General features: G+C 49.5%; 23 protein-coding genes and 1 riboswitch. Of the genes, 21 read left to right on the top strand and 2 right to left on the bottom strand.

Annotation, left to right across the window (positions count from 1 at the left end; translation table 11 throughout):
• The first annotated feature begins 9 nt into the window (after positions 1 to 9).
• The 5 genes from KNP04_RS03020 (at position 10) to gcvH (ending at position 4,634) form a co-directional block, all read left to right on the top strand.
• The gene (locus KNP04_RS03020; RefSeq protein WP_012726865.1) at positions 10 to 1,182 is read left to right on the top strand and encodes an acetyl-CoA C-acetyltransferase; all 1,173 of its coding nucleotides are present in this window, start codon (positions 10 to 12) and stop codon (positions 1,180 to 1,182) included.
• A 13-nt stretch (positions 1,183 to 1,195) separates the two neighbouring features.
• Complete coding sequence (locus KNP04_RS03015) at positions 1,196 to 2,980, top strand: acyl-CoA dehydrogenase family protein (protein ID WP_214874612.1); 1,785 nt, start codon at positions 1,196 to 1,198, stop codon at positions 2,978 to 2,980.
• 89 nt (positions 2,981 to 3,069) lie between these two features.
• Positions 3,070 to 3,801 carry a hypothetical protein gene (locus KNP04_RS03010; protein ID WP_214874611.1) on the top strand — a complete coding sequence of 244 codons (732 nt, stop codon included), beginning with the start codon at positions 3,070 to 3,072 and terminating at the stop codon, positions 3,799 to 3,801.
• Between the two features lie 47 nt (positions 3,802 to 3,848).
• On the top strand, positions 3,849 to 4,202 hold the full coding sequence (locus KNP04_RS03005) for an arsenate reductase family protein (RefSeq protein WP_214693491.1): 354 nt from the start codon (positions 3,849 to 3,851) through the stop codon (positions 4,200 to 4,202).
• Between the two features lie 48 nt (positions 4,203 to 4,250).
• Complete coding sequence (gene gcvH, locus KNP04_RS03000; protein WP_026825478.1) at positions 4,251 to 4,634, top strand: glycine cleavage system protein GcvH; 384 nt, start codon at positions 4,251 to 4,253, stop codon at positions 4,632 to 4,634.
• A gap of 45 nt (positions 4,635 to 4,679) precedes the next feature.
• Here gcvH and KNP04_RS02995 read toward each other — a convergent pair whose 3' ends face one another.
• Positions 4,680 to 5,735: a PTS sugar transporter subunit IIC gene (locus tag KNP04_RS02995; RefSeq protein WP_251129813.1), complete on the bottom strand. Its 1,056-nt coding sequence runs from the start codon at positions 5,733 to 5,735 to the stop codon at positions 4,680 to 4,682.
• Positions 5,736 to 5,915: 180 nt separating this feature from the next.
• Between KNP04_RS02995 and KNP04_RS02990 the strand changes: the two genes are divergently transcribed.
• From KNP04_RS02990 to KNP04_RS02930, 13 genes are all read left to right on the top strand, one after another.
• The gene (locus KNP04_RS02990; protein WP_214874609.1) at positions 5,916 to 6,173 is read left to right on the top strand and encodes a thioredoxin family protein; all 258 of its coding nucleotides are present in this window, start codon (positions 5,916 to 5,918) and stop codon (positions 6,171 to 6,173) included.
• 450 nt (positions 6,174 to 6,623) lie between these two features.
• Positions 6,624 to 6,730, top strand: a riboswitch (SAM riboswitch).
• Between the two features lie 77 nt (positions 6,731 to 6,807).
• Positions 6,808 to 7,836, top strand: a complete 1,029-nt coding sequence (locus KNP04_RS02985; RefSeq protein ID WP_214693486.1) for a methionine ABC transporter ATP-binding protein — start codon at positions 6,808 to 6,810, stop codon at positions 7,834 to 7,836.
• Positions 7,826 to 8,488, top strand: coding sequence for a methionine ABC transporter permease (locus KNP04_RS02980; RefSeq protein ID WP_012726857.1), 663 nt, complete (start codon positions 7,826 to 7,828; stop codon positions 8,486 to 8,488). The genes KNP04_RS02985 and KNP04_RS02980 overlap by 11 nt, the downstream gene beginning before the upstream one ends.
• Before the next feature lie 30 nt (positions 8,489 to 8,518).
• The gene (locus tag KNP04_RS02975; RefSeq protein WP_214874608.1) at positions 8,519 to 9,352 is read left to right on the top strand and encodes a MetQ/NlpA family ABC transporter substrate-binding protein; all 834 of its coding nucleotides are present in this window, start codon (positions 8,519 to 8,521) and stop codon (positions 9,350 to 9,352) included.
• Positions 9,353 to 9,452: 100 nt separating this feature from the next.
• On the top strand, positions 9,453 to 10,667 hold the full coding sequence (locus KNP04_RS02970; protein WP_214874607.1) for an MDR family MFS transporter: 1,215 nt from the start codon (positions 9,453 to 9,455) through the stop codon (positions 10,665 to 10,667).
• Between the two features lie 178 nt (positions 10,668 to 10,845).
• Positions 10,846 to 11,607 (top strand): Fe-S cluster assembly ATPase SufC, encoded by a 762-nt coding sequence (sufC, locus tag KNP04_RS02965; RefSeq protein WP_143180266.1) that lies wholly within the window; start codon positions 10,846 to 10,848, stop codon positions 11,605 to 11,607.
• A 12-nt stretch (positions 11,608 to 11,619) separates the two neighbouring features.
• Positions 11,620 to 12,888: a Fe-S cluster assembly protein SufD gene (gene sufD / locus KNP04_RS02960; RefSeq protein WP_214693478.1), complete on the top strand. Its 1,269-nt coding sequence runs from the start codon at positions 11,620 to 11,622 to the stop codon at positions 12,886 to 12,888.
• Between the two features lies 1 nt (position 12,889).
• Positions 12,890 to 14,110 carry a cysteine desulfurase gene (locus KNP04_RS02955; protein WP_214874606.1) on the top strand — a complete coding sequence of 407 codons (1,221 nt, stop codon included), beginning with the start codon at positions 12,890 to 12,892 and terminating at the stop codon, positions 14,108 to 14,110.
• Positions 14,100 to 14,534, top strand: a complete 435-nt coding sequence (sufU, locus tag KNP04_RS02950) for a Fe-S cluster assembly sulfur transfer protein SufU (protein ID WP_026825487.1) — start codon at positions 14,100 to 14,102, stop codon at positions 14,532 to 14,534. Before KNP04_RS02955 ends, sufU begins: the two co-directional genes overlap by 11 nt.
• A gap of 19 nt (positions 14,535 to 14,553) precedes the next feature.
• Positions 14,554 to 15,951: a Fe-S cluster assembly protein SufB gene (gene sufB / locus KNP04_RS02945; RefSeq protein WP_047795116.1), complete on the top strand. Its 1,398-nt coding sequence runs from the start codon at positions 14,554 to 14,556 to the stop codon at positions 15,949 to 15,951.
• Between the two features lie 69 nt (positions 15,952 to 16,020).
• Positions 16,021 to 16,455 carry a hypothetical protein gene (locus tag KNP04_RS02940; protein WP_214874605.1) on the top strand — a complete coding sequence of 145 codons (435 nt, stop codon included), beginning with the start codon at positions 16,021 to 16,023 and terminating at the stop codon, positions 16,453 to 16,455.
• A complete protein-coding gene (locus KNP04_RS02935; protein ID WP_251129812.1) occupies positions 16,452 to 16,874 on the top strand; it encodes a DUF6678 family protein in 423 nt (140 codons plus the stop codon). Before KNP04_RS02940 ends, KNP04_RS02935 begins: the two co-directional genes overlap by 4 nt.
• A 103-nt stretch (positions 16,875 to 16,977) precedes the next feature.
• The gene (locus KNP04_RS02930) at positions 16,978 to 17,961 is read left to right on the top strand and encodes an L-lactate dehydrogenase (protein ID WP_214874604.1); all 984 of its coding nucleotides are present in this window, start codon (positions 16,978 to 16,980) and stop codon (positions 17,959 to 17,961) included.
• A 36-nt stretch (positions 17,962 to 17,997) separates the two neighbouring features.
• Here the strand turns inward: KNP04_RS02930 and KNP04_RS02925 are convergent, their stop codons facing one another.
• Positions 17,998 to 19,380 carry an alanine/glycine:cation symporter family protein gene (locus tag KNP04_RS02925; protein ID WP_214874603.1) on the bottom strand — a complete coding sequence of 461 codons (1,383 nt, stop codon included), beginning with the start codon at positions 19,378 to 19,380 and terminating at the stop codon, positions 17,998 to 18,000.
• 92 nt (positions 19,381 to 19,472) lie between these two features.
• On the opposite strand from KNP04_RS02925, the gene KNP04_RS02920 reads away from it, so the two are divergent.
• From KNP04_RS02920 to KNP04_RS02910, 3 genes are all read left to right on the top strand, one after another.
• Positions 19,473 to 19,745 (top strand): acylphosphatase, encoded by a 273-nt coding sequence (locus KNP04_RS02920; RefSeq protein ID WP_214820552.1) that lies wholly within the window; start codon positions 19,473 to 19,475, stop codon positions 19,743 to 19,745.
• Positions 19,746 to 19,948: 203 nt separating this feature from the next.
• Entirely contained in the window at positions 19,949 to 21,268 is a 1,320-nt protein-coding gene (gene brnQ, locus KNP04_RS02915) for a branched-chain amino acid transport system II carrier protein (RefSeq protein WP_214746231.1), read from the top strand.
• 105 nt (positions 21,269 to 21,373) lie between these two features.
• Positions 21,374 to 22,555 carry an MFS transporter gene (locus KNP04_RS02910; RefSeq protein WP_214874602.1) on the top strand — a complete coding sequence of 394 codons (1,182 nt, stop codon included), beginning with the start codon at positions 21,374 to 21,376 and terminating at the stop codon, positions 22,553 to 22,555.
• Position 22,556: the final 1 nt, after the last annotated feature.

Below are 22,556 nucleotides of genomic sequence, written 5' to 3'. Positions count from 1 at the left end.
ACATAACAGATGAGGGAAGCAGTCATCGTAGCCGGCGCACGGACGCCGGTCGGAAAAGCAAAACGCGGTTCGTTCCGTAACGTTCGTTCGGACGAGCTCGCGGGATATGCCATCAAGGCAACGCTTGAGCGTTCAGGATATAAAGGCCCGATTGATGACGTCATCATGGGTTGTGCGATGCCAGAAGCGGAGCAAGGGATGAACATCGCTCGCTATGCGGCGGTCCGGGGGGGACTGTCGCACGAAGTTCCAGCGATCACCATCAACCGCTACTGCTCGTCAGGTCTTCAAGCCATCGCGGATGCGGCGGCAAAAATCATGATCGGTCAAGCAACGGCGATCATCGCCGGCGGTATGGAATCGATGAGCCAAGTACCGATGGGTGGTCACGTCATCCGTCCAAACCCACACATCATGGAGACGGCACCTGAGTACTACATGAGCATGGGTCACACGGCAGAGCGTGTCGCGGCCGAATATAACATCTCGCGCGAAGACCAAGATGCGTTTGCTATCAACAGTCACCAAAAAGCGGCTGCAGCGATCGCGGGTGGCAAGTTCCAGGAAGAAATCGTTCCTGTGACGGTCATCGAGCACGTGCTCGGTGAAGACGGTAAAGTCGCAGAAGTGGAGAAAGTCGTGAAGCATGACGAAGGTGTCCGTGCCGATTCGACAATTGAAGCACTCGGTAAACTTCGCCCAGCTTTCAAAATCAAAGGATCGGTCACGGCGGGTAACGCCTCACAAGTGTCAGACGGAGCGGCAGCAGTCCTCGTCATGGATCGTGAAGAAGCAGAACGCCAAGGGTTACAACCGATGGCGAAGTTCCTCTCGTTCGCAGTCGGTGGTGTCCGTCCGGAAGTGATGGGAATCGGTCCAGTCGTCGCCATTCCAAAAGCACTCGAAATGGCTGGCGTGAAGTTAGAAGAAGTCGGATTGTTCGAGTTGAACGAAGCGTTCGCGAGCCAATCACTCGGTGTCATCCGTGAACTCGGAATCGATCCATCGAAAGTGAATGTGAACGGCGGCGCCATCGCCCTCGGTCACCCACTCGGGTGTACAGGAGCAAAACTTTCTGTTTCGATCTTGCATGAGATGAAACGACGCAATGAGAAGTATGGGGTTGTCACGATGTGTATCGGCGGCGGAATGGGCGCGGCTGGTGTCTTCGAATTACTTTAAGGGGGAATCGGATATGGAACGTACAGAACATGAATTGATTAAAGGCGGTAGCTTTGTCATTGACGCACTCGACGCATCGCGTCTCTTCACACCAGAGGATTTCTCAGATGAGCATAAAATGATTGGTGACACGACAGCAGGATTCGTCGATGATCGCGTCATGCCAGTCCTCGAGCGTATCGAGAAGCACGAGTTCGACCTTTCAGTCGAATTGTTGAAAGAAGCAGGCGAGCTCGGTCTCCTCGGAGCAGACGTTCCAGAAGAGTACGGCGGCTACCAACTCGATAAAATCTCATCTTCGATCATCACGGAGCGTTTCGCGAAAGCTCGTTCGTTCGCACTCAGCTACGGCGCACACGTCGGAATCGGGACACTCCCGATCGTCTTCTTCGGATCAGAAGAGCAAAAGCACAAGTACTTGCCGAAACTCGCGACAGGAGAATGGATCGCGGCTTACGCGCTCACGGAGCCAGGCTCAGGGTCTGACGCCCTCGGTGCGAAAACGACGGCTGTCTTGAACGAAGCAGGCACGCACTACGTGTTGAACGGTGAGAAGCAATGGATCACAAACGCTGGCTTCGCGAACGTCTTCGTCGTCTATGCGAAAATCGATGGCGACAAGTTCAGTGCCTTCATCGTCGAGCGTGACTTCAAAGGAGTCTCAACTGGCGCGGAAGAGCAGAAGATGGGAATCAAGGGATCGTCGACACGTACGCTCATCCTTGAAGACGTCGAAGTACCAGTCGACAACCTTCTCGGTGAAATCGGAAAAGGTCACGTCATCGCCTTCAACATCTTAAACGTCGGTCGTTACAAACTTGCAGTCGGTGCGGTCGGTTCATCAAAACGTGCGTTCGACCTTTCGGTACAATATTCGAACGAGCGCAAACAGTTCAAGACACCAATCAGCCAATTCCCGCTCATCCAAGAGAAATTGGCAACGATGGCAGCGAACATCTATGCGATGGAAAGCTCAGTGTATCGTACGGGCGGCTTGTTCCAAGATAGCTTGGATGCACTTGGTGACGAGAACATGCGCGACGGATCAAAAGTGGCACAAGCGATTGCTGAATATGCGATCGAATGCTCACTCAACAAAGTATTCGCTTCTGAAACGTTTGACTACGTTGTCGACGAAGCGGTCCAGATCCATGGTGGATACGGATTCATGGCAGAGTATGAAGTCGAAAACCTCTATCGTGACTCACGCATCAACCGCATCTTCGAAGGAACGAACGAGATCAACCGTTTGATCGTTCCGGGTACACTTCTCAAGAAAGCGATGAAAGGTGAATTGCCGCTCCTCGCAGAAGCACAAAAACTTCAAAAAGAGCTCATGAGCTACATGCCGCAAGAATTGGATGGCTCACCGCTCGCACGCGAGAAGATGCTCCTTTCGAACATGAAGAAAATCAACTTGATGGTCGCAGGTACAGCGGTTCAGAAGTACCAACAAGACCTTCAAAGCGAACAAGAAATCTTGGCGAAGATTGCAGACATGATCAGTGCCATCTATGCGCTTGAAGCAGCCATCGCTCGTACAGACAAAGCGATCGCACGCACAGGCGAAGAGAAGAACACGCTCAAAGTCCGCTACACAGAAATCTTTGCGGAACAAGTGTTCAAACAAGTCGAACTCATGGCGAAAGAAGTATTGTATGCAGCGGCGTCTGGTGACGAGCAGCGCATGCTTCTCTCGGCAATGAAGAAGTTCAGCCGCTATCAGCCGATCAATGTGATCGGGACGAAGCGTGAAGTCGCTGCGAGCCTCATCAAAGCGAACAAGTTTATCGTGTAATTCAATCGACAGAAAGGGTGGACCGGACGCGGTCGGCCCTTTCTTTTTTTGACCTCTGCCACGTACAATAGAAACGAGGGGGAGAGACGATGAGAACACGCGATAGATTGCTTGAACGAATGGAACAAATCGGAGAATCGGTTGCCGCACACGAAGGGACGCTGATGTTGCTGGCATTAGGGTCGATTGGACAAGAGACGGAGCGGTTGGATGATTATTCGGACCTCGATTTCTTTTTAATTGTCGAGGACGGGCAGAAGGCACGCTTTATCGACCGACTCGACTGGCTTGAAGTCGAGCCGCTTCACTATCAGTTTCAAAACACGAAAGACGGACATAAGATTATGTATCACGATGGCATCTACGGTGAATTCGCCGTCTTTGAAGTACATGAACTCGCAGCGATCGCCTATACACAAGGACGCGTCGTCTGGCGACGGGACGAAGCACTCGACGTGTTTGCGACACCGCGTCTTGAAATCGCGCGTGAAGCGACGGCTTACTACTATGAAGAAGCATTGACGAACCTATATGTCGGCTTGCTTCGGGAACGCCGGGGCGAGATGCTCGCCGGGTTCGAACTCGTCCAAGTTGCGGCCGTTCAAAACGTCTTGAAGGCGCTCGGTGGACAAGGAGACCCGTTCAACCCGACACGTCGGGTCGAGACGAGACATCCAGAGATGATTTCTTTCTTGATGGACGGGGTATTAGGATATGGCAAGTCGGGCGTCGCGGCGGCGGTCATCTTACGTTTTATCGAAGAGCGATATGAGGTCAACCCAACGATGAAACGAGAGATCGAACGGTTGCTTGAGACGTGAATTGATTTCTCTGAATATGCTACATTGATGAGAGAGGTGATGAACAGATGGTGACACTATACGGCTATCCACCATGCAGTACGTGTAAAAAAGCAGAAAAATGGTTGAAAGAGCAAGGGGTCGAGTATACATACGTTCATATCGTCGAATCGACACCGACGAAAGAAGAACTCGCCGAGCTGTGGAAACAATCAGACTTACCGCTTAAGAAGTTCTTCAATACGAGCGGGCAAGTCTATCGGAACGAAGGCATCAAAGACAAACTGCCAAATCTATCAGAAGACGAACAACTTGAGCTATTATCAAGCAATGGTATGCTTTTGAAGCGACCAATCGTCACAAATGGTGAAAAAACGACGGTCGGATTTTCAGAAAAGTCCTTTACGGACGTTTGGGGCTAAGTGCTATAATACAGATGTGAGTCTAATTTATTTGAGGGGGAAGTTAGGATGAGCAAAGTACCAGCAAATTTACGTTATTCAAAAGAACATGAGTGGGTAGAAGTGAACGGAACGAAAGCCCGCATCGGCATCACGGATTTCGCACAAAGCGAACTAGGGGATATCGTGTTTGTGGAACTCCCAGAAGTTGACGGTACAATCCTACTCGACGAGCCATTCGGTTCAGTCGAATCAGTCAAGACGGTCTCTGAGTTGTATGCGCCAGTATCTGGACGCATCACAGCAGTGAACGAAGACCTTGCCGATTCTCCAGAACTCGTCAACGAGTCACCGTTTGAAAATGCATGGATGGTCGAAGTTGAGTTGACGGAAGAGTCAGACCTCGACAAGCTCATGTCTGCAGAAGAATATGAAGCGATGATTCAAGGATAAGTAAAACCGGCCTCTCCTAATTGGAGAAGCCGGCTTTTTTTATGTTCACTCGAAATCGAGTCGGTAATGGTCCGATTTGACGAGCGTCGCCCGTTCGAACATACGATAGAAGAAAATCCCGAGCCCGACTGGAATAAGCCCGAACAAGACGATCACAAGAAGCACGTTGAACAAGGCGAACCCGCCCGGCATGAGATGTAGCGCGTTTATTGGTCCGATGAGTCCAGATACGCCAAACCCTGCGCTGATTGGAGTTCCCTCGATTCTTAATATACCAGCGAGCGCACCGAGGATGGCCGCGTTCGCCAAAATCGGAAGCATCATAATCGGGCGTCGGACGAAGTTTGCCATTTGAATCTTCGGCGATCCGAGGAAGTGGGCGATCGATGTACCGGTCGCGTTCGCCTGCCAACCCGCGATGGCGAGACCGAACCCGGCGGCGACGACGCCGAGGTTTGCCGCACCGGCTGCAACGCCTGATAGACTGATGGCCGTCGCGATCCCGACAGTCGAAATCGGCGAGACGATGATGAGCGAGAACGCCATCGCGATCAAGATGCCCATGAGAACCGGTTGAAGATCCGTCATCGTCATGATGAGGTATCCGATGTATGTCGTGATCTGTGAAATATACGTCAATAAGAAGGCACCGATGCCGCCTGCGACGACAATGACTGTCATCGGCATGACGATGACCGTATACGTCTTCAAGTGGGGAGCGAGCTTCATGACAAGAATCGTAGCGATCGCAGCGGTCACACCGGCTGTGATCACGTCACCGATTCCGGCCATCACGAACGCACCTTCATTAATTCGAACGGCGCCACTGCCGACATAGGTTGCGATGGCAATCGTTCCTGCCTCTAAAATCGATCGTCCGAACTGCATCGCGACGGCAAGACCGATAATGGCCGGGAGGAGGCGCATCGCAATCGTCGTCGCATCCAATATGAATTGAAGAGACGGAAAATAAGGGAGTATAGCTTTCGTGAGTTCACCGAGCAGCGCGCTCGGGATGAGGGCGATCAGAATCGCCATGCTGAGACCGTTTAAGACGTTCATCGTAAATTGCTTTGTCGTACCAGTTGCTTGTTCCGTCATCATTCATTCACCTGTCCTTCTTCTTTGCTGTTATGTACAAAAGCGATAAAGTTAAAACCCATATTATTCCTATCAGACAGAAGAGTCAAGAGAATCATTGAAAAATTCTGAAATTTCACGAGAGCACGATTTTTGAACGGGACTCGAACGACTATTATAATGATAAGAGAGGTGAGAAAAATGATTACAGACGGATACTTATATATATACGCCCCAATGTGTGGTACATGCGCTGTCGCGGAGAAAATGTTGACGGTTGTCGAGGCGATCGACCCTGAAATTCAGATTGAAAAGCGCGATGCGAACTATATCCCAAAAGAACTTGAAGCTTATCAGGTGATGAGCGTCCCAGCGCTGTTAAAGCTTGAAAATGGCGAGGTTCGGGATCGTCTTTACGCTTTTCAAAACGTTCAACACGTCCTCTCTTTCGTAAAGTGAGAGAGGAACATTAGAATAATCTGAAAATTTTAAATAATCAGTTGACACAGAAAGTTCACGAATGGTATATTCATTACAACATCTTACTTGAACACAAAATAGGACGCGATATTCCCGACATCAAGACGTTTTGGTGAAGCCGCTGCTACCTTTATACGAATACACGTCAGTCTTCCCTTCGATTGTCCCCCAAAAAAATCAAGCGAAGAAAGACGTTCCGTATAATCGCACGGTCCAAATCAAGATCGAGTGATGATTGGTGAATCTCCCCCATATAAGGATGTAAATCTTGAACGGGCAAAAGATTTTCATCTATGGGCTGTCCTTCCGTGACTCAAGGTGCTACGTTCTGTGTCGTCCTCGGACGGCACCTTTTTTTGATTTTTTTGAAAAAATGATTTGACAGCAGAAAAAGCTGTCGCTATGATAAAGCTAATCGAATACACAACACTCTTATCAAGAGAGGCTGAGGGACTGGCCCTATGACGCCCAGCAACCGCGGAGCAATCCGAAATGGTGCTAATTCCAGCAAGGTGAGAAACCTTGAGAGATGAGAGCAATCGTTGTCCGTACGATAAAGTGCGCACGTTTGCTCAAACGTGCGCACTTTTTTTGTTGTCAGGAGGGAAAGGAATTGATTCAATTACGAAACGTCGCCAAATGGTTCGATACGAAGAATGGTCGTGTCCAGGCGGTGGATGATGTGTCACTAACGATTGATCGCGGTGAAATTTTTGGAATAATCGGATATTCGGGGGCGGGGAAGTCGACGCTCATCCGATTGCTCAACCGTCTCGAATCACCGTCTAGCGGTGAAATCGAGGTCGCCGGGAGTGAGCTCACGAAGCTCAGCCCGAAAGAATTACGAGGAGTTCGCAAGAACGTCTCGATGGTCTTCCAGCACTTTAACCTTCTGTGGTCGCGCACGGTCGCAGAAAACATCAGCTTCCCACTCGAATTGATTGGGGTACCGGCAAGTGAGCGGAAGCGTCGGGTTCAGGAACTCGTCGAGCTCGTCGGATTATCAGGTCGTGAAGACAGCTATCCGTCACAATTATCCGGCGGTCAAAAACAGCGAGTCGGGATTGCCCGCGCGCTCGCTACAAATCCAGAGGTGCTCCTCTGTGACGAAGCGACAAGCGCGCTCGACCCGAAGACGACGGATTCGATTCTTGAACTGCTCGTCAGCATCAATAAGAAGCTCGGATTGACAATCGTCCTCATCACGCATGAGATGCACGTCATCCAAAAGATTTGTCATCGCGTCGCCGTGATGGAGGCAGGGAAAGTCGTTGAGACAGGTCAAGTCTCTGACGTGTTCCAACATCCGGAGCAGCCAATCACAAAAGAATTCGTGAAACAAATCGGGGCAGTCGACGATCTGTCGCTCACGTTCGAACATTTGAAAGCACGCTATCCGAGTGGGCAAATCGTCAAATTGAAATTCTTGAACGAAACGGCAGAACAACCGATTTTGTCTGACGTCCTTAAGACGCACGACATCGGATTCAACATCATCGGCGGGAACGTGACCCAGTCACAAGTCGGTGCGCTCGGCACGCTATTCATCCAATTGATTGGGGAAGCACGAGAAATCGAACGCGCCATCGCGTCGATTCGTTCGCAATCAGTAGAAGTGGAGGTGGAAAGCGATGTTTCCTAACGTAGACTGGCAAATCATGATGGAACAGACATGGGAGACGTTGTACATGACGCTTGTCGCGGGTGTCGCGACGTTTGTGATTGGACTCGCTTTAGGTTTGATTCTTTATATTACAAACGAATCGCTATTATTGAAGAATCGTCCAATTTACGTCTTCGTCAGCGCGATCGTCAACGTGTTCCGTTCGATCCCGTTCATCATCTTAATCATCTTACTCATCCCGTTCACGTTGTTCCTGCTCGGTACGATGCTCGGTTCGACGGCGGCGCTTCCGGCACTCATCATCGGAGCGGCACCGTTCTACGCCCGAATGGTCGAACTTGCCCTTCGTGAAGTCGATCGTGGCGTCATCGAGGCAGCGGAATCGATGGGCGCGACGAAATGGCAAATTATTTATAAAGTCTTGATTCCGGAAGCTCTTCCGGCAATCGTTTCAGGACTCACGGTGACCATCGTTGCAATCGTCGGTTATACGGCGATGGCCGGTGTCGTCGGAGGCGGCGGACTCGGGAACTTGGCCTTCTTGGAAGGGTTCCAACGCTCACAAAATGACGTCACGTTTGTGGCGACGGTGCTCATCTTGATCATCGTGTTCGTCATCCAGTTCATCGGTGACCGACTCGTCACAAAAATTGATAAACGTTCAGCTTAATTACACATACACCATTTGGAGGGATTCATAATGAAAACTTGGAAAACAGTACTCGGATTGACAGCTTTATCAGCATTCACAGTTCTCGCGGCTTGCGGCGGAGAAGAGGCAGAAACAGGTTCTAGCGATGAAAAAACATTGATCGTCGGTGCGTCGAACGTACCGCACGCTGAGATTTTAGAGCACGTACAAGAAGAATATGAAGCAAAAGGCTACAAACTCGAAATCAAGAAGTTCCAAGACTACGTGCTTCCGAATAAGACGCTCGCAAGCGGTGAGCTCGATGCGAACTACTTCCAACACGAGCCGTACCTTGAGTCACAAATGGCTGAAAACAAAGACTACAAATTCGCATCTGCGGGTGGTGTTCACATTGAGCCAATCGGTGTCTACTCACAAAAATACAAATCGCTCGACGAACTTCCTGAAGGCGCAGAAATCATCATGAGTTCATCGGTCGCTGACCACGGACGAATTCTCACGATGCTCCAATCAGAAGGTCTCATCACACTTGCTGAAGGCAAGACGGTCGATGCGACAGTCTCTGACATCGTCGACAATCCGAAAGACTTGAAGTTCAAAACAGACGTTGAAGCAGCACTTCTTCCGACAGCTTACAACAACGGAGAAGGCGATGCGGTCCTCATCAACACGAACTACGCAATCGACGCAGGTCTTAACCCACTTGAAGATGCCATCGCACTTGAAGGCGAAGACTCACCATACGTCAACTTGATCGTCACACGTGAAGGGGACGAAGAAGATGAGCGCGTCAAAGCACTCCTCGAAGTATTGACTTCTGAAGAGACACAACAGTGGATCTTAGACGAATACAAAGGTGCGGTCGTACCGGTACAACAATAAGCAGTCTCGACTCAGGGGTCATCCCCTGGGTCTTTTTTTGTCTAGTGTTCTTTCATAAAGAGAAGTACACTACATATATGAAAGAAAAGGGGGGATTTGGATGAAGCTCAGACAGATTCATCCACTGACGTGGGGCGTCCTGTTCGGGACATTTTTTGCACGACTGGCGACGTTTTTTGTCATGCCATTTTTTGCAATCTATCTGGCCACGCTCGGCTTTTCGGCGAGTGTGATTGGAACAATCTTTGCCGTGACGGCACTTTCGGGTCTGTTCATGAGCTTCTTTGGGGGGACACTCTCTGACCGATATGGGCGAAAACAGCTCATGTTGATCGGCATCGTGCTCAGTGCCGTCACGTTCGCTGGTCTCGCGCTCGCGACCGAACTGTTTTGGTTTTATATGTTATCGATGTTGATGGGCATGTCGCGATCTTTCTTAGAACCGGCTTCGCGGGCACTCATCAGTGACACGACGCAGGCAGACCAACGGGTCATCGTCTATAACGTCCGTTACTTCATGATCAATATCGCCGCGGCCATCGGGCCACTCTTGGCGGTCGTCTTATCGCTCACCGGAGTGAAGACCGCATTCTTTGTCGTGACGGCAGTATACATATTGTATGGAATCATCATCTCGATCTTGTTTTATAAGTATCCGTTTGAAGAAGGAGACGGGGTCAAAGCACGGCCACGCTTGACGGAGACGTTTCGCGTTTTACGAGACGACCGGACATTCCGTGCAGTCATCATCGGGATGATTTTCGCGATTATCGGTTACAGTCAGTTCAATTCGACGCTTCCTCAATTCATCGCGTTACGCGACGGGTTAGAAGACGGTTCGAGATTGTTCGCTTACTTATTGACGACGAACGCAATCACGGTGCTCATCGTGCAATATCCGATTATGCGTTTCGGGATTCGTGTCTCTCCGATCAAGTCACTCTTTTTTGGAATCTCAACATTGTCGTTCGGACTCTTGCTCATCGGATTTGCGACAGTGGAGTGGGTGTTATTCGTTGCGATGGCCATTTTCACGGTCGGCGAAGTGTTGATGTTCACGATGACAGACGTATTGACGGACGAACTGGCTCCCGAACATTTACGGGGAACTTATTTTGGGGCGATGGGATTGACGTCACTCGGTCAGACAATCGGACCGATTATCGGTGGGGTGTTACTCGATACGTTTGGCCAATCATCGCTTCCGGTGTTCGGAAGTTTGGCGGTGTTGACGGGATGTGGTGCCTTCTTCTTCGCGGCTGCTGTGAGGGAGCGGAAAGCCGTCCTCGCACTTGTCGAAGAGAATGCCGGATAATGTCTTGATTTCCTACTATTAGCATTCTCAACTTTTATCATTTTATTGAGAATGAATTCTAAGGTGAGTCGCTTGAAATAAAAAAATGACTAGTCTAAGATTAGAATATATCTAATCTACGCCATTCACTATGGCGAGAAAATACGGAAGGGGTATCCGAATGTCTAACGTACCACAAATGAAAATTGATGACCTCCGCGTCTCAATCGAAGGAAAAGAGATTGTCAAAGGTCTTAACCTAGAAATTAAAGGTGGCGAAATTCATGCCATCATGGGTCCAAACGGGACTGGTAAATCAACACTCGCATCAGCACTCATGGGTCATCCACTTTATGAGGTCACTGGGGGAAGCGTCGAATTAAACGGCGAAGATGTCCTCGAGATGGAAGTCGACGAGCGCGCACAAGCAGGGATGTTCCTTGCGATGCAGTACCCGGCTGAAATCAGCGGTGTGACAAACGCAGACTTCTTGCGTTCAGCAATCAACTCACGTCGTGAAGAAGGTCAGGAAATCTCACTCATGAAGTTCATCCGTGAACTCGATGCGAAGATGGAACTTCTCGAAATCCCTTCAGAAATGGCACACCGTTACTTAAACGAAGGATTCTCAGGTGGTGAGAAGAAGCGTAACGAAATTCTTCAAATGATGATGATCCAACCGAACATCGCCATCTTGGATGAAATCGACTCAGGTCTTGATATCGATGCCCTTAAAGTTGTCGCAAAAGGTGTCAACGAAATGCGTTCAGAAGAGTTCGGCTGCTTGATCATCACGCACTACCAACGTCTCCTCAACTATATTGAGCCAGACTTCGTACACATCATGATGGACGGGAAAATCGTCATGTCTGGTGGCAAAGAGCTCGCACAGCGACTCGAAGCAGAAGGTTACGACTGGGTGAAGCAAGAACTCGGAATGACAGTAGACACAGAAGCGTAAGGAGGCTGTACGATGACCGTACAATTTGAATTGGATGCACAAGCGTTGTCGGCACGTGCAGAAGCGCTCGGCGGACCAGCATGGATGGTCAACCGTCGTAAAGAGGCAGCAGAACTTGCGCCGACACTTGCTTTGCCAAAAGTTGAAAAGATTAAGATTGATAAGTGGGACTTCGCAGCAGGTGATGTCAATCTCGAACCGAAAGACGGTTTGACAGCTGACATCGAATCACTTCTCGGAGACCACCGGACAAACGTGCTCGTTGAACGCAACGGTCATGTCGTCTATAACGAATTGTCGATGCCAGAAGGCGTCTTGTTCATGGGAATCAAAGAAGCGATGGAGCAACACCCAGAGCTCGTTGAGAAATACTTCATGACGGAAGGCGTACGTGTCGATGAAGAGCGTCTTTCGGCGTTGAACGCTGCCCTCACAAACGGTGGGGCGTTCATCTACGTACCGAAAAACACACAGTTGAAAGATCCGCTTCAAGCGATCTTTACGATGGAACAGGCGAACGGTGCCCTCTATCACCACACGATTCTCGTCGCTGACGAAGGTAGTGAAGTGACATACATCGAAAACTTCCTTTCTGGTACGAACGAACCGCACACGGTCAACGTCGTGACGGAAGTATTCGCTGGAGAGAACGCAAAAGTCGTCTTCGGTGGTGTCGATCAGCTCGCTGAATCTGCACTTACGTTCATGAACCGTCGCGGTGTCGTCTATGCGAACGGTCGCCTTGACTGGGCGCTCGGTCACATGAACGACGGGAACTCGGTCGTTGAGACGAAGACTCACCTCGTCGGAGACAACACGTATTCGGATACAAAAGCTGTGACAATCGGTCGCGGTGCACAAAAACAAAACTTCAACATCCGTACCGACCACTTCGGAAAAGCATCTGAAGGGTTCATCTTGATTCACGGTGTCCAAAAAGACGCAGCTACTGCGATCTTCAGCGGTACATCGATGATTCACCACGGTGCGTCAAAATCGAACGGTGTTCAAACAGAGCGCGTCTTGATGCTCTCTGAAAAGGCACGTGGGGATGCCAACCCGATTCTTCTCATCGATGAAGATGATGTTATGGCAGGTCACGCGGCATCAGTCGGCCGTGTCGATGATGTTCAATTGTACTACTTGATGAGCCGTGGTTTGTCTCGCCAAGAGGCAGAGCGTTTAATCATCCACGGATTCTTGACGCCTGTCGTCGAAGAACTCGCGATCGATTCGGTCAAAGACCGTCTCCGCGAAGTCATCGAAGGGAAAGTACGTTAAGATGTTGAACGCCTCGATTCGTGAACAGTTTCCGATTTTAGATCAGGAAATCAATGGACACCCGCTCGTTTATCTTGATAGCGCGGCGAGCTCACAAAAGCCGCTCGCTGTCATCGAGGCGATCGAGGACTATTATCGTCGCAACCATTCGAACGTGCATCGTGGCGTCCATACGCTCGGGACGCAAGCAACGGATGCGTATGAAGGAGCACGCGAACGCGTCCGTTCTTTCATCCATGCGGCGGTTCCTGAAGAAATCATTTTCACACGTGGGACGACGACGGCCATTAACTTGGTCGCGTCGAGCTACGGAGATGCGAATGTCGGTGAAGGCGACGAAATCGTCCTCACTCCGATGGAACACCATGCGAACTTGATTCCGTGGCAACAACTTGCCAAGCGCAAAGGCGCGACGCTTCGTTACGTCGAACTCACGTCGGACGGACGTGTCACACTGGATGCCGTTCAAGCCGTCTTATCGGATCGGACGAAAATCGTCGCGATGAGCCACGTCTCAAACGTGCTCGGTACAATCAATCCGATTGCCGAAGTCGCTCGACTCGCACATGAGAAAGGTGCTGTCATGGTCGTCGATGCCGCACAAAGTGCACCGCATCGTAAACTGGACGTTCAAGCACTGGACTGTGACTTCCTTGCCTTTTCTGGACATAAGATGCTCGGACCGACTGGAATCGGTGTCTTATACGGAAAGAAACAACTTCTCAAAAACATGGAACCGGTCGAGTTCGGTGGCGAGATGATCGACTATGTCGATTTGTATGAATCGACGTGGAAAGACATCCCTTACCGCTTCGAAGCGGGAACACCAATCATTGCTGGGGCGGTCGGACTTGCGGCAGCCATCGATTTCTTAGAAGAAATCGGGCTTGAGAACGTCGAAGCACACGAACGTGAACTCGCTTCTTACGCGATCGAGCAGATGAAAACGATTGAAGGAATCGAGATTTATGGTCCTGAAGATCGCGTCGGTCTCGTTACGTTCAACTTGAAAGACGTGCATGCGCACGACCTCGCGACCGTTCTCGATATGCAAGGCATCGCGGTTCGTGCCGGTCACCACTGTGCACAACCACTCATGCGTCTTTTGAAGCAATCATCGACGGCGCGGGCGAGCTTCTATTTGTACAACACAAAAGAAGAGGTCGACCGTTTCATCGAGGGATTACGTCAAACGAAGGAGTATTTCAATTATGAGTTTTAATAATCTCGACATGTTGTACCGCCAGGTCATCATGGATCACTATAAAAACCCAAGAAACCGTGGCGTCATCGAAGATGGCGTGACGGTGGACTTGAACAACCCGACATGTGGGGATTCGCTTCGTCTTCAACTACAAGTCGAAGACGACATCGTCAAAGATGCGAAGTTTGAAGGAGAAGGCTGCTCGATTAGTCTCGCCTCGGCATCGATGATGACCCAAATCGTCAAAGGAAAAACAGTAGAAGAGGCGCTTCAACTCGCTAACATCTTCTCTGAAATGGTTCAAGGCAAAGAGTACGACACGGATACGTTTGACCTCGGTGATATCGAGGCGCTCTCAGGCGTATCGAAATTCCCGGCTCGAATCAAGTGTGCCACGCTCGCGTGGAAGGCGCTTGAAAAAGGAGTAGACGAGGACGCGTAAGGAGAAGGAGGAGACCGATATGGCAAAGAACATGCCGGAAATTGGCGATTATAAATACGGCTTCCATGATCGGGACGTTTCGATTTTCCGTTCAGGCCGCGGCTTGACGACAGAAATCGTAGAGACGATCTCGCGCATGAAAGAAGAGCCACAATGGATGCTCGACTTCCGTTTGAAGTCGTTGGATCACTTCAACAAGATGGCGATGCCGACATGGGGCGGAGACCTCTCGGCACTTGATTTCGACGAAATCACTTACTATGTCAAACCATCTGAAAAGACAGAACGCTCATGGGATGAGGTACCAGAAGAAATCAAACGTACGTTTGACAAGCTCGGTATCCCAGAAGCAGAGCAAAAATACTTGGCAGGTGTCTCGGCTCAGTATGAGTCTGAGGTTGTCTACCACAGCATGCAAGAAGACTTCGAAGCCAAAGGTGTCATCTTCAAAGATACAGACACAGCACTCAAAGAAGACGAAGAAATCTTCAAAGAGTACTTTGGTAAGTTGATTCCGCCGACAGACAACAAGTTCGCGGCCCTCAACTCAGCTGTTTGGTCGGGTGGCTCGTTCATCTACGTACCAAAAGGTGTAAAACTCGAGCAACCGCTCCAAGCTTATTTCCGCATCAACTCGGAAAACATGGGTCAGTTCGAGCGTACGCTCATCATCGTCGACGAAGGCGCATCGGTTCATTACGTCGAAGGATGTACAGCACCGGTTTACACAACGAACTCGCTTCACTCAGCGGTCGTTGAGATCTTCGTCAACAAAGATGCATACTGCCGTTACACGACAATCCAAAACTGGGCGAACAACGTCTACAACTTGGTAACGAAACGTGCAGTCTGTGAAGCGGGTGGATCAATGGAGTGGATCGATGGAAACATTGGATCGAAACTCACGATGAAATACCCGGCTGTCATCTTGAAAGGGGAAGGCGCACGTGGGATGACACTCTCGATCGCCCTCGCTGGTAAAGGGCAGCACCAAGACGCTGGAGCGAAAATGATTCACCTCGCACCGAACACATCTTCGTCAATCGTCTCGAAATCGATTTCGAAACAAGGCGGAAAAGTATCGTATCGTGGAATCGTCCACTTCGGACGTAAGGCGAAGGGCGCGCGCTCGAACATCGAGTGTGACACGCTCATCATGGACAACGAGTCGACGTCAGATACAATCCCGTACAACGAAATCTTGAACGACCAAGTGTCGCTCGAGCACGAAGCGAAAGTCTCAAAAGTGTCAGAAGAGCAACTCTTCTACCTTATGAGCCGTGGAATCTCGGAAGAAGAAGCGACAGAAATGATCGTTATGGGCTTCATCGAGCCATTCACAAAAGAATTGCCAATGGAATATGCGGTCGAAATGAACCGTCTCATCAAGTTCGAGATGGAAGGTTCGATTGGATAATCGTGACTTTGAAACCAGCGAAGCTAAGCTTCGCTGGTTTTTTGTATAATGAAATAAGGAGGCGATAACGTGACCCATCGATTTTTAGTAGAGAGCCGAGAGATTTATTCATTCATGAATCCCATGCTTGTCATTTGCCCGAGATGTGGGGGACAGGCCGATGTGTGGGAAAAGAATGATGAGGTGCGCCTAAGTTGTCTTCATTGCAGTCATTTGCAAACAAAGGAGAGCGGTGCTAAATACGTCGGAGAAGCAATCGATGTTCATTTTAGCTTGCCGCTATTTTTACAAACAGGTTGTTGTGGTCATGTGTTATGGGCTTACAACCGTGAACACCTCAACTATATTAAGGATTATATCGAGGCGAAGATTCGGACGAGCGAGGGAACGAACCGTAGTCTCGAAAGTCGATTACCCGCTTGGATGAAAAGCAAGCGGAACCGTAAAGAAGTGTTACGAACGATTGAAAAATTAGAGCTTACGATAGAAGGTTCAACAGCATGAACCGACGAGAGGAAATCCAATACATAGAGAGACACCAATTGACATCGGTGATGAACGAGACAAAATGGCAACGTATCAATCGAGCTATTTCTGAAACGTTGACGCATGCGCCGCCGTATCAAATGAAATACTTAGGGGAGGATACGTTATTTCCAAGTGATTCGTTATCCGAGTATGAAATATTGTGGGGAGAGTGGGATGAAATCTGGCTGGAATCCCGTTTACGGTCCATCGAATGGATTCGTTTGCGACCAAGCGTACTGCTCTATAAGGGAGTGATTCTTGACCCAGACGTTTGTGATATGTCCACCGAACTCATTTCAATTTTAGAGAGAGAAAGAATTCCGTTCACCTTGGAAAGTGAGACAATTCAAATTTTCGGTTATATTCGGAATACAGGAATCTTTGAACCGAAGTAGGATATTTAACGTAATCATGTATTTTTCATGCGGCTTTTGTCGTTAAAGATGGAAGAGTCGGGTATGCTAAAAAGAGAATGATATATAGAAAGGAAGGATCTACATGACACGTATTCCGCATAAAGATGATATTGACCCGAAAGACATCACCCGCATCGCCGTGATCGGTGCCGGTTGGGTCGGAGTCAGTTTTGCTTATCAATTATCGACGGCAGCCCTTTGTGAGGAGCTCGTCTTAATCGACTCGAATCATGCCAAGGCGGAAGGGGAGGCAATGGACCTGAATCACGGCATCTCCTTTGCTCCGACACCGGTCCGGATCTGGGCAGGCGATTATTCGGATTGTAAAGACGCAGATATCGTCGTCATCACGGCAGGAGCCGCGCAAAAACTCGGCCAAACACGCATGGACCTCGTCGAGCAAAACGCGAAAGTCGTCCGCACCGTGACGGAAGACTTGATGAAGAGTGGATTTGACGGCATCTTGGTCGTCGCGACGAACCCGGTTGATGTCATGGCACACGTCGCTTGGAAAGCATCGGGTCTACCGAAAGAACGTGTCATCGGTTCAGGGACTGTCCTCGATACGGCACGACTCCGCTACAAACTTGGAGACTATTTCGAACTGTCGCCACGAAACTGCCACGCCTATTATATGGGAGAACACGGCGATACGGGATTTGTCGCATGGAACAACGCGCGCATCTATGGAAAGAGTATCGATGAACTGTTGGCAGAGAACGAACAGTATCAGTTTGAGGACTTGGAATCCATCTATACAGATGTGCGAGACGCTGCTTATCAGATTATTGAATATAAGAGTGCCGCTTATTATGCGATTGGGGTTGGCTTGCTACGTATCATTCGAGCCATCGTTCGAAATGAAAACTCTGTCGTCACGATTGGGGCTCATTTAGAAGGCGAGTATGGGGCGAATGACGTGCATATCGGTGTACCGGCCTTGATTGACCGGAGCGGCATTCGCAAGATCATCGAGATTGAATTGACGGACGAAGAACAACAGAAGTTTGATGCCTCGGTACAAGCGATCAAGGCTGGAATCGAGAAAGTTGAACCGGCATCCTAAAAAAAGATCCGACTGCGTGAGCAGTCGGATTGTTGGTTAAGACGCCTCTTCTTCAACGATATCTTTCTTATAGTACTTCTCGGACGTGAAGAATTCGGTCGTTAATCGCTTCACCTCACTGCTGAGTAACAATACGGCAATCATATTCGGGATTAGAATCATCGCGAGCATCAAGTCGAGGAAGTTCCAGATCATTTGTGCTCCACCGATTGAACCGATGACGATGGAGACGATATAGACCGCCTTCATGATTTTTCCTGCTGTCAAACCGAACAAGTACTCGGCCTGACGCGAGCCGTAAAAGATGATGACGATGATTGTCGAGAGCACGAAGAAAATGAGGGAGATGGTGACGAGTAAACTTCCCGTATACCCAAAGTATTCACGGAAGGCGATCGTCGTCAACGCTGCTGGGTCTTCCATTGCCCCATCCGCCGTCCACACACCTGAAGATAAGACGACGAAGGCTGTCGTGCTACAAATAATCAACGTATCGATGACGATTCCGATGACCGCCCAGAATCCTTGGCGTACCGGATGATCCGTCTGTGCAGCGGCATGGGCGATTGGTGCCGTCCCAAGACCGGCTTCATTCGAATAGAGTCCGCGGGCGAAACCCCAACGAATTGTTTCGGCGACTGCGGCTCCGGCGAAACCACCGAACGCGGCCATCGGCTCGAACGCATAAGAGAAGATAAGACTGAGTACGTTTGGAATCTCAGACAGGTTCATCAACACGATGATGAGTCCGGCCCCGACGTAAACGAGTGCCATCCCAGGAACGACGATCTCGGTCACTTTCGCGATTCGTTTCAGACCACCGAAGACGATGATGCCGACAAGAACGGCAACGATAATGCCGGTGATGAGCGTGTTTCCGTTGAACGTCTCACGGACTGCAGAGCTGACGGCGTTCCCTTGTACCATGATACTCGGGATGAGTTCGATCATGAGGGCGAAGGCGAACCAAGTCGCAAGCCACTTCCAACGAAGGCCTTTTGATATGTAGTAGACAGGTCCACCGACAAATTCGCCGGCGTCATTCTTTTCACGATAGTGCACGGCCAGTACGCTCTCCGAGAACTTGATGGCCATGCCGATGATGGCGATGACCCACATCCAGAAGATGGCACCCGGTCCCCCGAACATGATCGCTGCAGGCACACCGATGATGTTCGCGGCCCCGACTGTTGAAGAGAGCGCTGACGTTAAAGCTTGTCTCGGGCTTATGTCGCCCTCACCTTTTGGTTTTTTAAAGATACTGCCGAATGTTTGCTTAAATATGTAGATTGGATAGCGAAACTGAAAGAAACCAAGTTTGATGGTGAGAAACACACCGGACAAGACGAGTAACGAGATGATCGGCACGCCCCAAAGCCAATTCGAAAAACTCGTAACGATATCGATAACTGCATTCATATAACCACTCCAATTCCATTATTTTACTTAAATACTGTTTCCTAAAGTAAGGACCTCTAAACATCTTTGTCAAAATAAAGGAGGAATATAGAATGAGAGTCGCCAAACATTTGATCGTATCTGGACGTGTCCAAGGCGTCGGGTTTCGATACTTTTCCCAAGAGTCCGCTCGCCAATACGGAATCAAAGGATGGGTGCGAAACTTGAATGACGGAACGGTCGAACTTCACGTAGAAGGCACAAATGAAGACATCGAGTCATTTCAAAAAGCTTTAAAAGATGGAAATCGTTTCGTCGGCGTCGAGCGAATTGACGAGGCGAAAACAGATGATCAAGGATTTCGGAAGTTCGAAATTCGCTATTAAACGCTTACATTCTCCTTCGTAGTGAAGGAGGATTTTTAGTGAAATCCACATTTCAAAAAAATAAACCTCGATTTTTGGAGATGGGGTGGTCAAACGATAGGAAGTGTGTATAATGGAATAGACCAAGCGATATATTGTCAGAAAATTTAGTTATTATTTTTTTGTTAAGTCGTTCGGATTATCAAGTGTATGGAGGTAGTTGTATGAAAAAATCGACATTGTTCCCGTTAGCGTTTACGATTTTTGCTTTATTCTTTGGGGCCGGGAACTTGCTGTTCCCACCAGAACTCGGCGCCTTGGCGGGGGAAAACCTCGTACCGGCGATGATCGGGTTCGTCATTACGGGTGTCGGTTTACCGCTTCTTGCTTTGTTCGCAGTCGCTCGGGTAGGCGGCGGAACAGACCAAATTGCTCGTTATATTCCAAAACGTCTCGCGCTCGTCTTGACGGGATTGATGTATGTAGCCATCGGACCATTCTTCGGAATCCCGCGTACGGCTGCTGTCACGTATGAAATGGGACTTGTTCCGTTTCTCGATGCACCTTCAACTTTGACACTTGCGATGAGTTCGACCGTCTTTTTCGGGTTGACGTTCTTCTTAACGCTTCGTGCTCAAAAGTTGATTGAAGTCATCGGACGAATCATCACACCAATCCTCTTGTTCTTGCTCGCAGCGATTGGAATCACGAACCTTGTCGCTCCTCTCGGAGAGCCAGGAGCTCCAGCAGAAGGGTTTGAGACATGGGTTGGCGCACTCGGTCAAGGTTTCCAACAAGGTTATTTGACGATGGATGTATTCGGGGCCCTCGTCTTTGGGGCAATCGTCCTCGTCACGTTGAAAGCCAATGGATTGAGTGACCAAAAAGAAGCGTCTTCACTCCTTCGCTCTGCAGGGATGCTCGCGGTTACCTGTTTGATGCTCGTCTACATCTCGCTCGGATCAATCGGTGCGAATATGACGGTCGCAGAAGGAACAACGAGTGGCGCAAGCCTTCTCCAAGCGTTCGCTGGTACGTCATACGGACAAGTCGGAATGCTCGCTCTCGGGTTAGCGGTCTTCCTCGCTTGTTTGACGACAGCGGTCGGACTCATCTCGGAGTTTTCACGCTTCATCAGCAACCAGTTTGATTCACTCAAATACCACCATGTCGTCATCGCGACTACATTGTTCGGCTATTTGATCTCACTCGTCGGATTGGGCACGTTGATCCAAATCGCGGTCCCACTTCTCACGCTTCTCTATCCGGTCATGATCGCGCTCGTGCTCGTGTCGGTGACAGAACGACTTCAACGCAACCCTGGTGTGGCGATGAAGGCTACGATTTACACGGCACTCGTTCTTTCGTTGTTTGAGACGTGGAATGGCATCCAGCCGTCTGCGGTCACGTCTTGGATCTCAAGCTTGCCAATGGCGGAAATCGGTCTTGCTTGGGCGGTTCCAACGATGATTGTCTATGCGATCACACTCCTTCTTCCGAAGGGTGCATCGCAAGAATCACTTGCTCAGTCACGCATCTCATAAGTCTAGCCCATCCTTTGGTCAAGGATGGGCTTTTTTCTGTCTTATTGTTTGCCCATATGTGAGCTCAAACAGTAAAATGGAAAGATGAAAAGGGAGTGACATGCGTTGACAACAAAACAAAAAAATCAATTGGCGATCCTCATGTTAAATATGTTTATCGCCGTCGCCGGCTTCGGGATCATCATCCCGATTATTCCGGATTACTTAAAGATGATTGGCGAAGGGGGAACCGCCGCCGGGTTGATGATTTCCGTATTCGCGGGTGCTCAGCTCGTCATGTCACCGATTGCGGGGAAATGGGCAGACGTGTACGGTCGTCGCTTGATGATTATTTTGGGTCTCATTGGATTTACCATCTCGATGGGCGTCTTCTACCTATCGGATAATTTAACAATCTTGCTCGTATCGCGTGCCATTGGGGGAGTCGGGGCAGCGTTATTGATTCCTGCCATCTTTGCCTATGTCGCGGATATCACGACGCTCGAACAACGAGCACGAGGGAATAGTTATATTTCCGCGGCAATGTCGCTAGGGATTGTCGTCGGACCAGGGATTGGTGGATTTTTTGCCGAGTTCGGGCTAAAGACACCATTACTCGTCTCAGCAATCGTTTCGTTCATTGCTGTCATTTCATCCGTCCTTCTTTTAAAAGAACCGGACCGTGCTCCTTACGTGGCACCGAAAATAAAGGAATCTTTACCGACACAATTGGTCATGTCGACACGCAAGCCATACTTCTTCGTGTTATTGATCAACTTGGTCATGGCGTTCGGACTCATGGCGTATGAATCAGTGCTTGGATTATACGTCAGCGAGATGTTCAGCGCGACGCCTCAAGAGATTGCCATCATGGTGACGGGAACGGGCATCGTCAGCGTCATCGTCCAATTGTTCGCGGTCGACCGTTTAGTCGAGCTGATGGGAGAGGTCAAAGTCGTCCTCGCCTTCATCGCACTCGCGGCGTTTGGTTTCTTATTATCGCTCTTCGCAGGAACGTATATGTTGTTCTTTGCAGTGACACTCGTCATTTTCTTGTCGACGTCCATCTTGCGCCCGGTATTGAACACGCTCGTCTCAAAACTTGCCGGAAACGAGCAGGGACTCGCGATGGGGATGAACAACGCCTATATGAGTATCGGAAATATTTTAGGACCGACACTCGCGGGTATTGCGTTTGATATTGATATGCGCTATCCGTTCATCATGGGACTGGTCTTGTTGCTCATTACGTATACAGGCACATGGAACTGGTCGAAACGGAAAGCGACCGTCATTTCGGAGTCATAAA

The sequence above is a fragment of the Exiguobacterium sp. CH10 genome (assembly GCF_018617635.1).
Classification (GTDB): domain Bacteria; phylum Bacillota; class Bacilli; order Exiguobacteriales; family Exiguobacteriaceae; genus Exiguobacterium; species Exiguobacterium aestuarii_A.
The sequence above is the reverse complement of the archived record's forward strand: the minus strand, read 5'-3'. Positions and strand labels throughout refer to the sequence as shown.

Excerpts from the sequence above, each read along its gene's own strand:
- sufD (WP_214693478.1), top strand. The coding sequence starts at position 11,620 with ATGACCGTACAATTTGAATTGGATGCACAAGCGTTGTCGGCACGTGCA.
- KNP04_RS02995 (WP_251129813.1), bottom strand. The coding sequence starts at position 5,735 with ATGACGGAACAAGCAACTGGTACGACAAAGCAATTTACGATGAACGTC.
- KNP04_RS03005 (WP_214693491.1), top strand. The coding sequence starts at position 3,849 with ATGGTGACACTATACGGCTATCCACCATGCAGTACGTGTAAAAAAGCA.
- KNP04_RS02955 (WP_214874606.1), top strand. The coding sequence starts at position 12,890 with ATGTTGAACGCCTCGATTCGTGAACAGTTTCCGATTTTAGATCAGGAA.
- KNP04_RS03010 (WP_214874611.1), top strand. The coding sequence starts at position 3,070 with ATGAGAACACGCGATAGATTGCTTGAACGAATGGAACAAATCGGAGAA.
- KNP04_RS02930 (WP_214874604.1), top strand. The coding sequence starts at position 16,978 with ATGACACGTATTCCGCATAAAGATGATATTGACCCGAAAGACATCACC.
- KNP04_RS03015 (WP_214874612.1), top strand. The coding sequence starts at position 1,196 with ATGGAACGTACAGAACATGAATTGATTAAAGGCGGTAGCTTTGTCATT.
- KNP04_RS02990 (WP_214874609.1), top strand. The coding sequence starts at position 5,916 with ATGATTACAGACGGATACTTATATATATACGCCCCAATGTGTGGTACA.
- KNP04_RS02920 (WP_214820552.1), top strand. The coding sequence starts at position 19,473 with ATGAGAGTCGCCAAACATTTGATCGTATCTGGACGTGTCCAAGGCGTC.
- sufU (WP_026825487.1), top strand. The coding sequence starts at position 14,100 with ATGAGTTTTAATAATCTCGACATGTTGTACCGCCAGGTCATCATGGAT.
- KNP04_RS03020 (WP_012726865.1), top strand. The coding sequence starts at position 10 with ATGAGGGAAGCAGTCATCGTAGCCGGCGCACGGACGCCGGTCGGAAAA.
- gcvH (WP_026825478.1), top strand. The coding sequence starts at position 4,251 with ATGAGCAAAGTACCAGCAAATTTACGTTATTCAAAAGAACATGAGTGG.
- sufC (WP_143180266.1), top strand. The coding sequence starts at position 10,846 with ATGAAAATTGATGACCTCCGCGTCTCAATCGAAGGAAAAGAGATTGTC.
- KNP04_RS02970 (WP_214874607.1), top strand. The coding sequence starts at position 9,453 with ATGAAGCTCAGACAGATTCATCCACTGACGTGGGGCGTCCTGTTCGGG.
- KNP04_RS02975 (WP_214874608.1), top strand. The coding sequence starts at position 8,519 with ATGAAAACTTGGAAAACAGTACTCGGATTGACAGCTTTATCAGCATTC.
- KNP04_RS02925 (WP_214874603.1), bottom strand. The coding sequence starts at position 19,380 with ATGAATGCAGTTATCGATATCGTTACGAGTTTTTCGAATTGGCTTTGG.
- KNP04_RS02980 (WP_012726857.1), top strand. The coding sequence starts at position 7,826 with ATGTTTCCTAACGTAGACTGGCAAATCATGATGGAACAGACATGGGAG.
- KNP04_RS02935 (WP_251129812.1), top strand. The coding sequence starts at position 16,452 with ATGAACCGACGAGAGGAAATCCAATACATAGAGAGACACCAATTGACA.
- brnQ (WP_214746231.1), top strand. The coding sequence starts at position 19,949 with ATGAAAAAATCGACATTGTTCCCGTTAGCGTTTACGATTTTTGCTTTA.
- sufB (WP_047795116.1), top strand. The coding sequence starts at position 14,554 with ATGGCAAAGAACATGCCGGAAATTGGCGATTATAAATACGGCTTCCAT.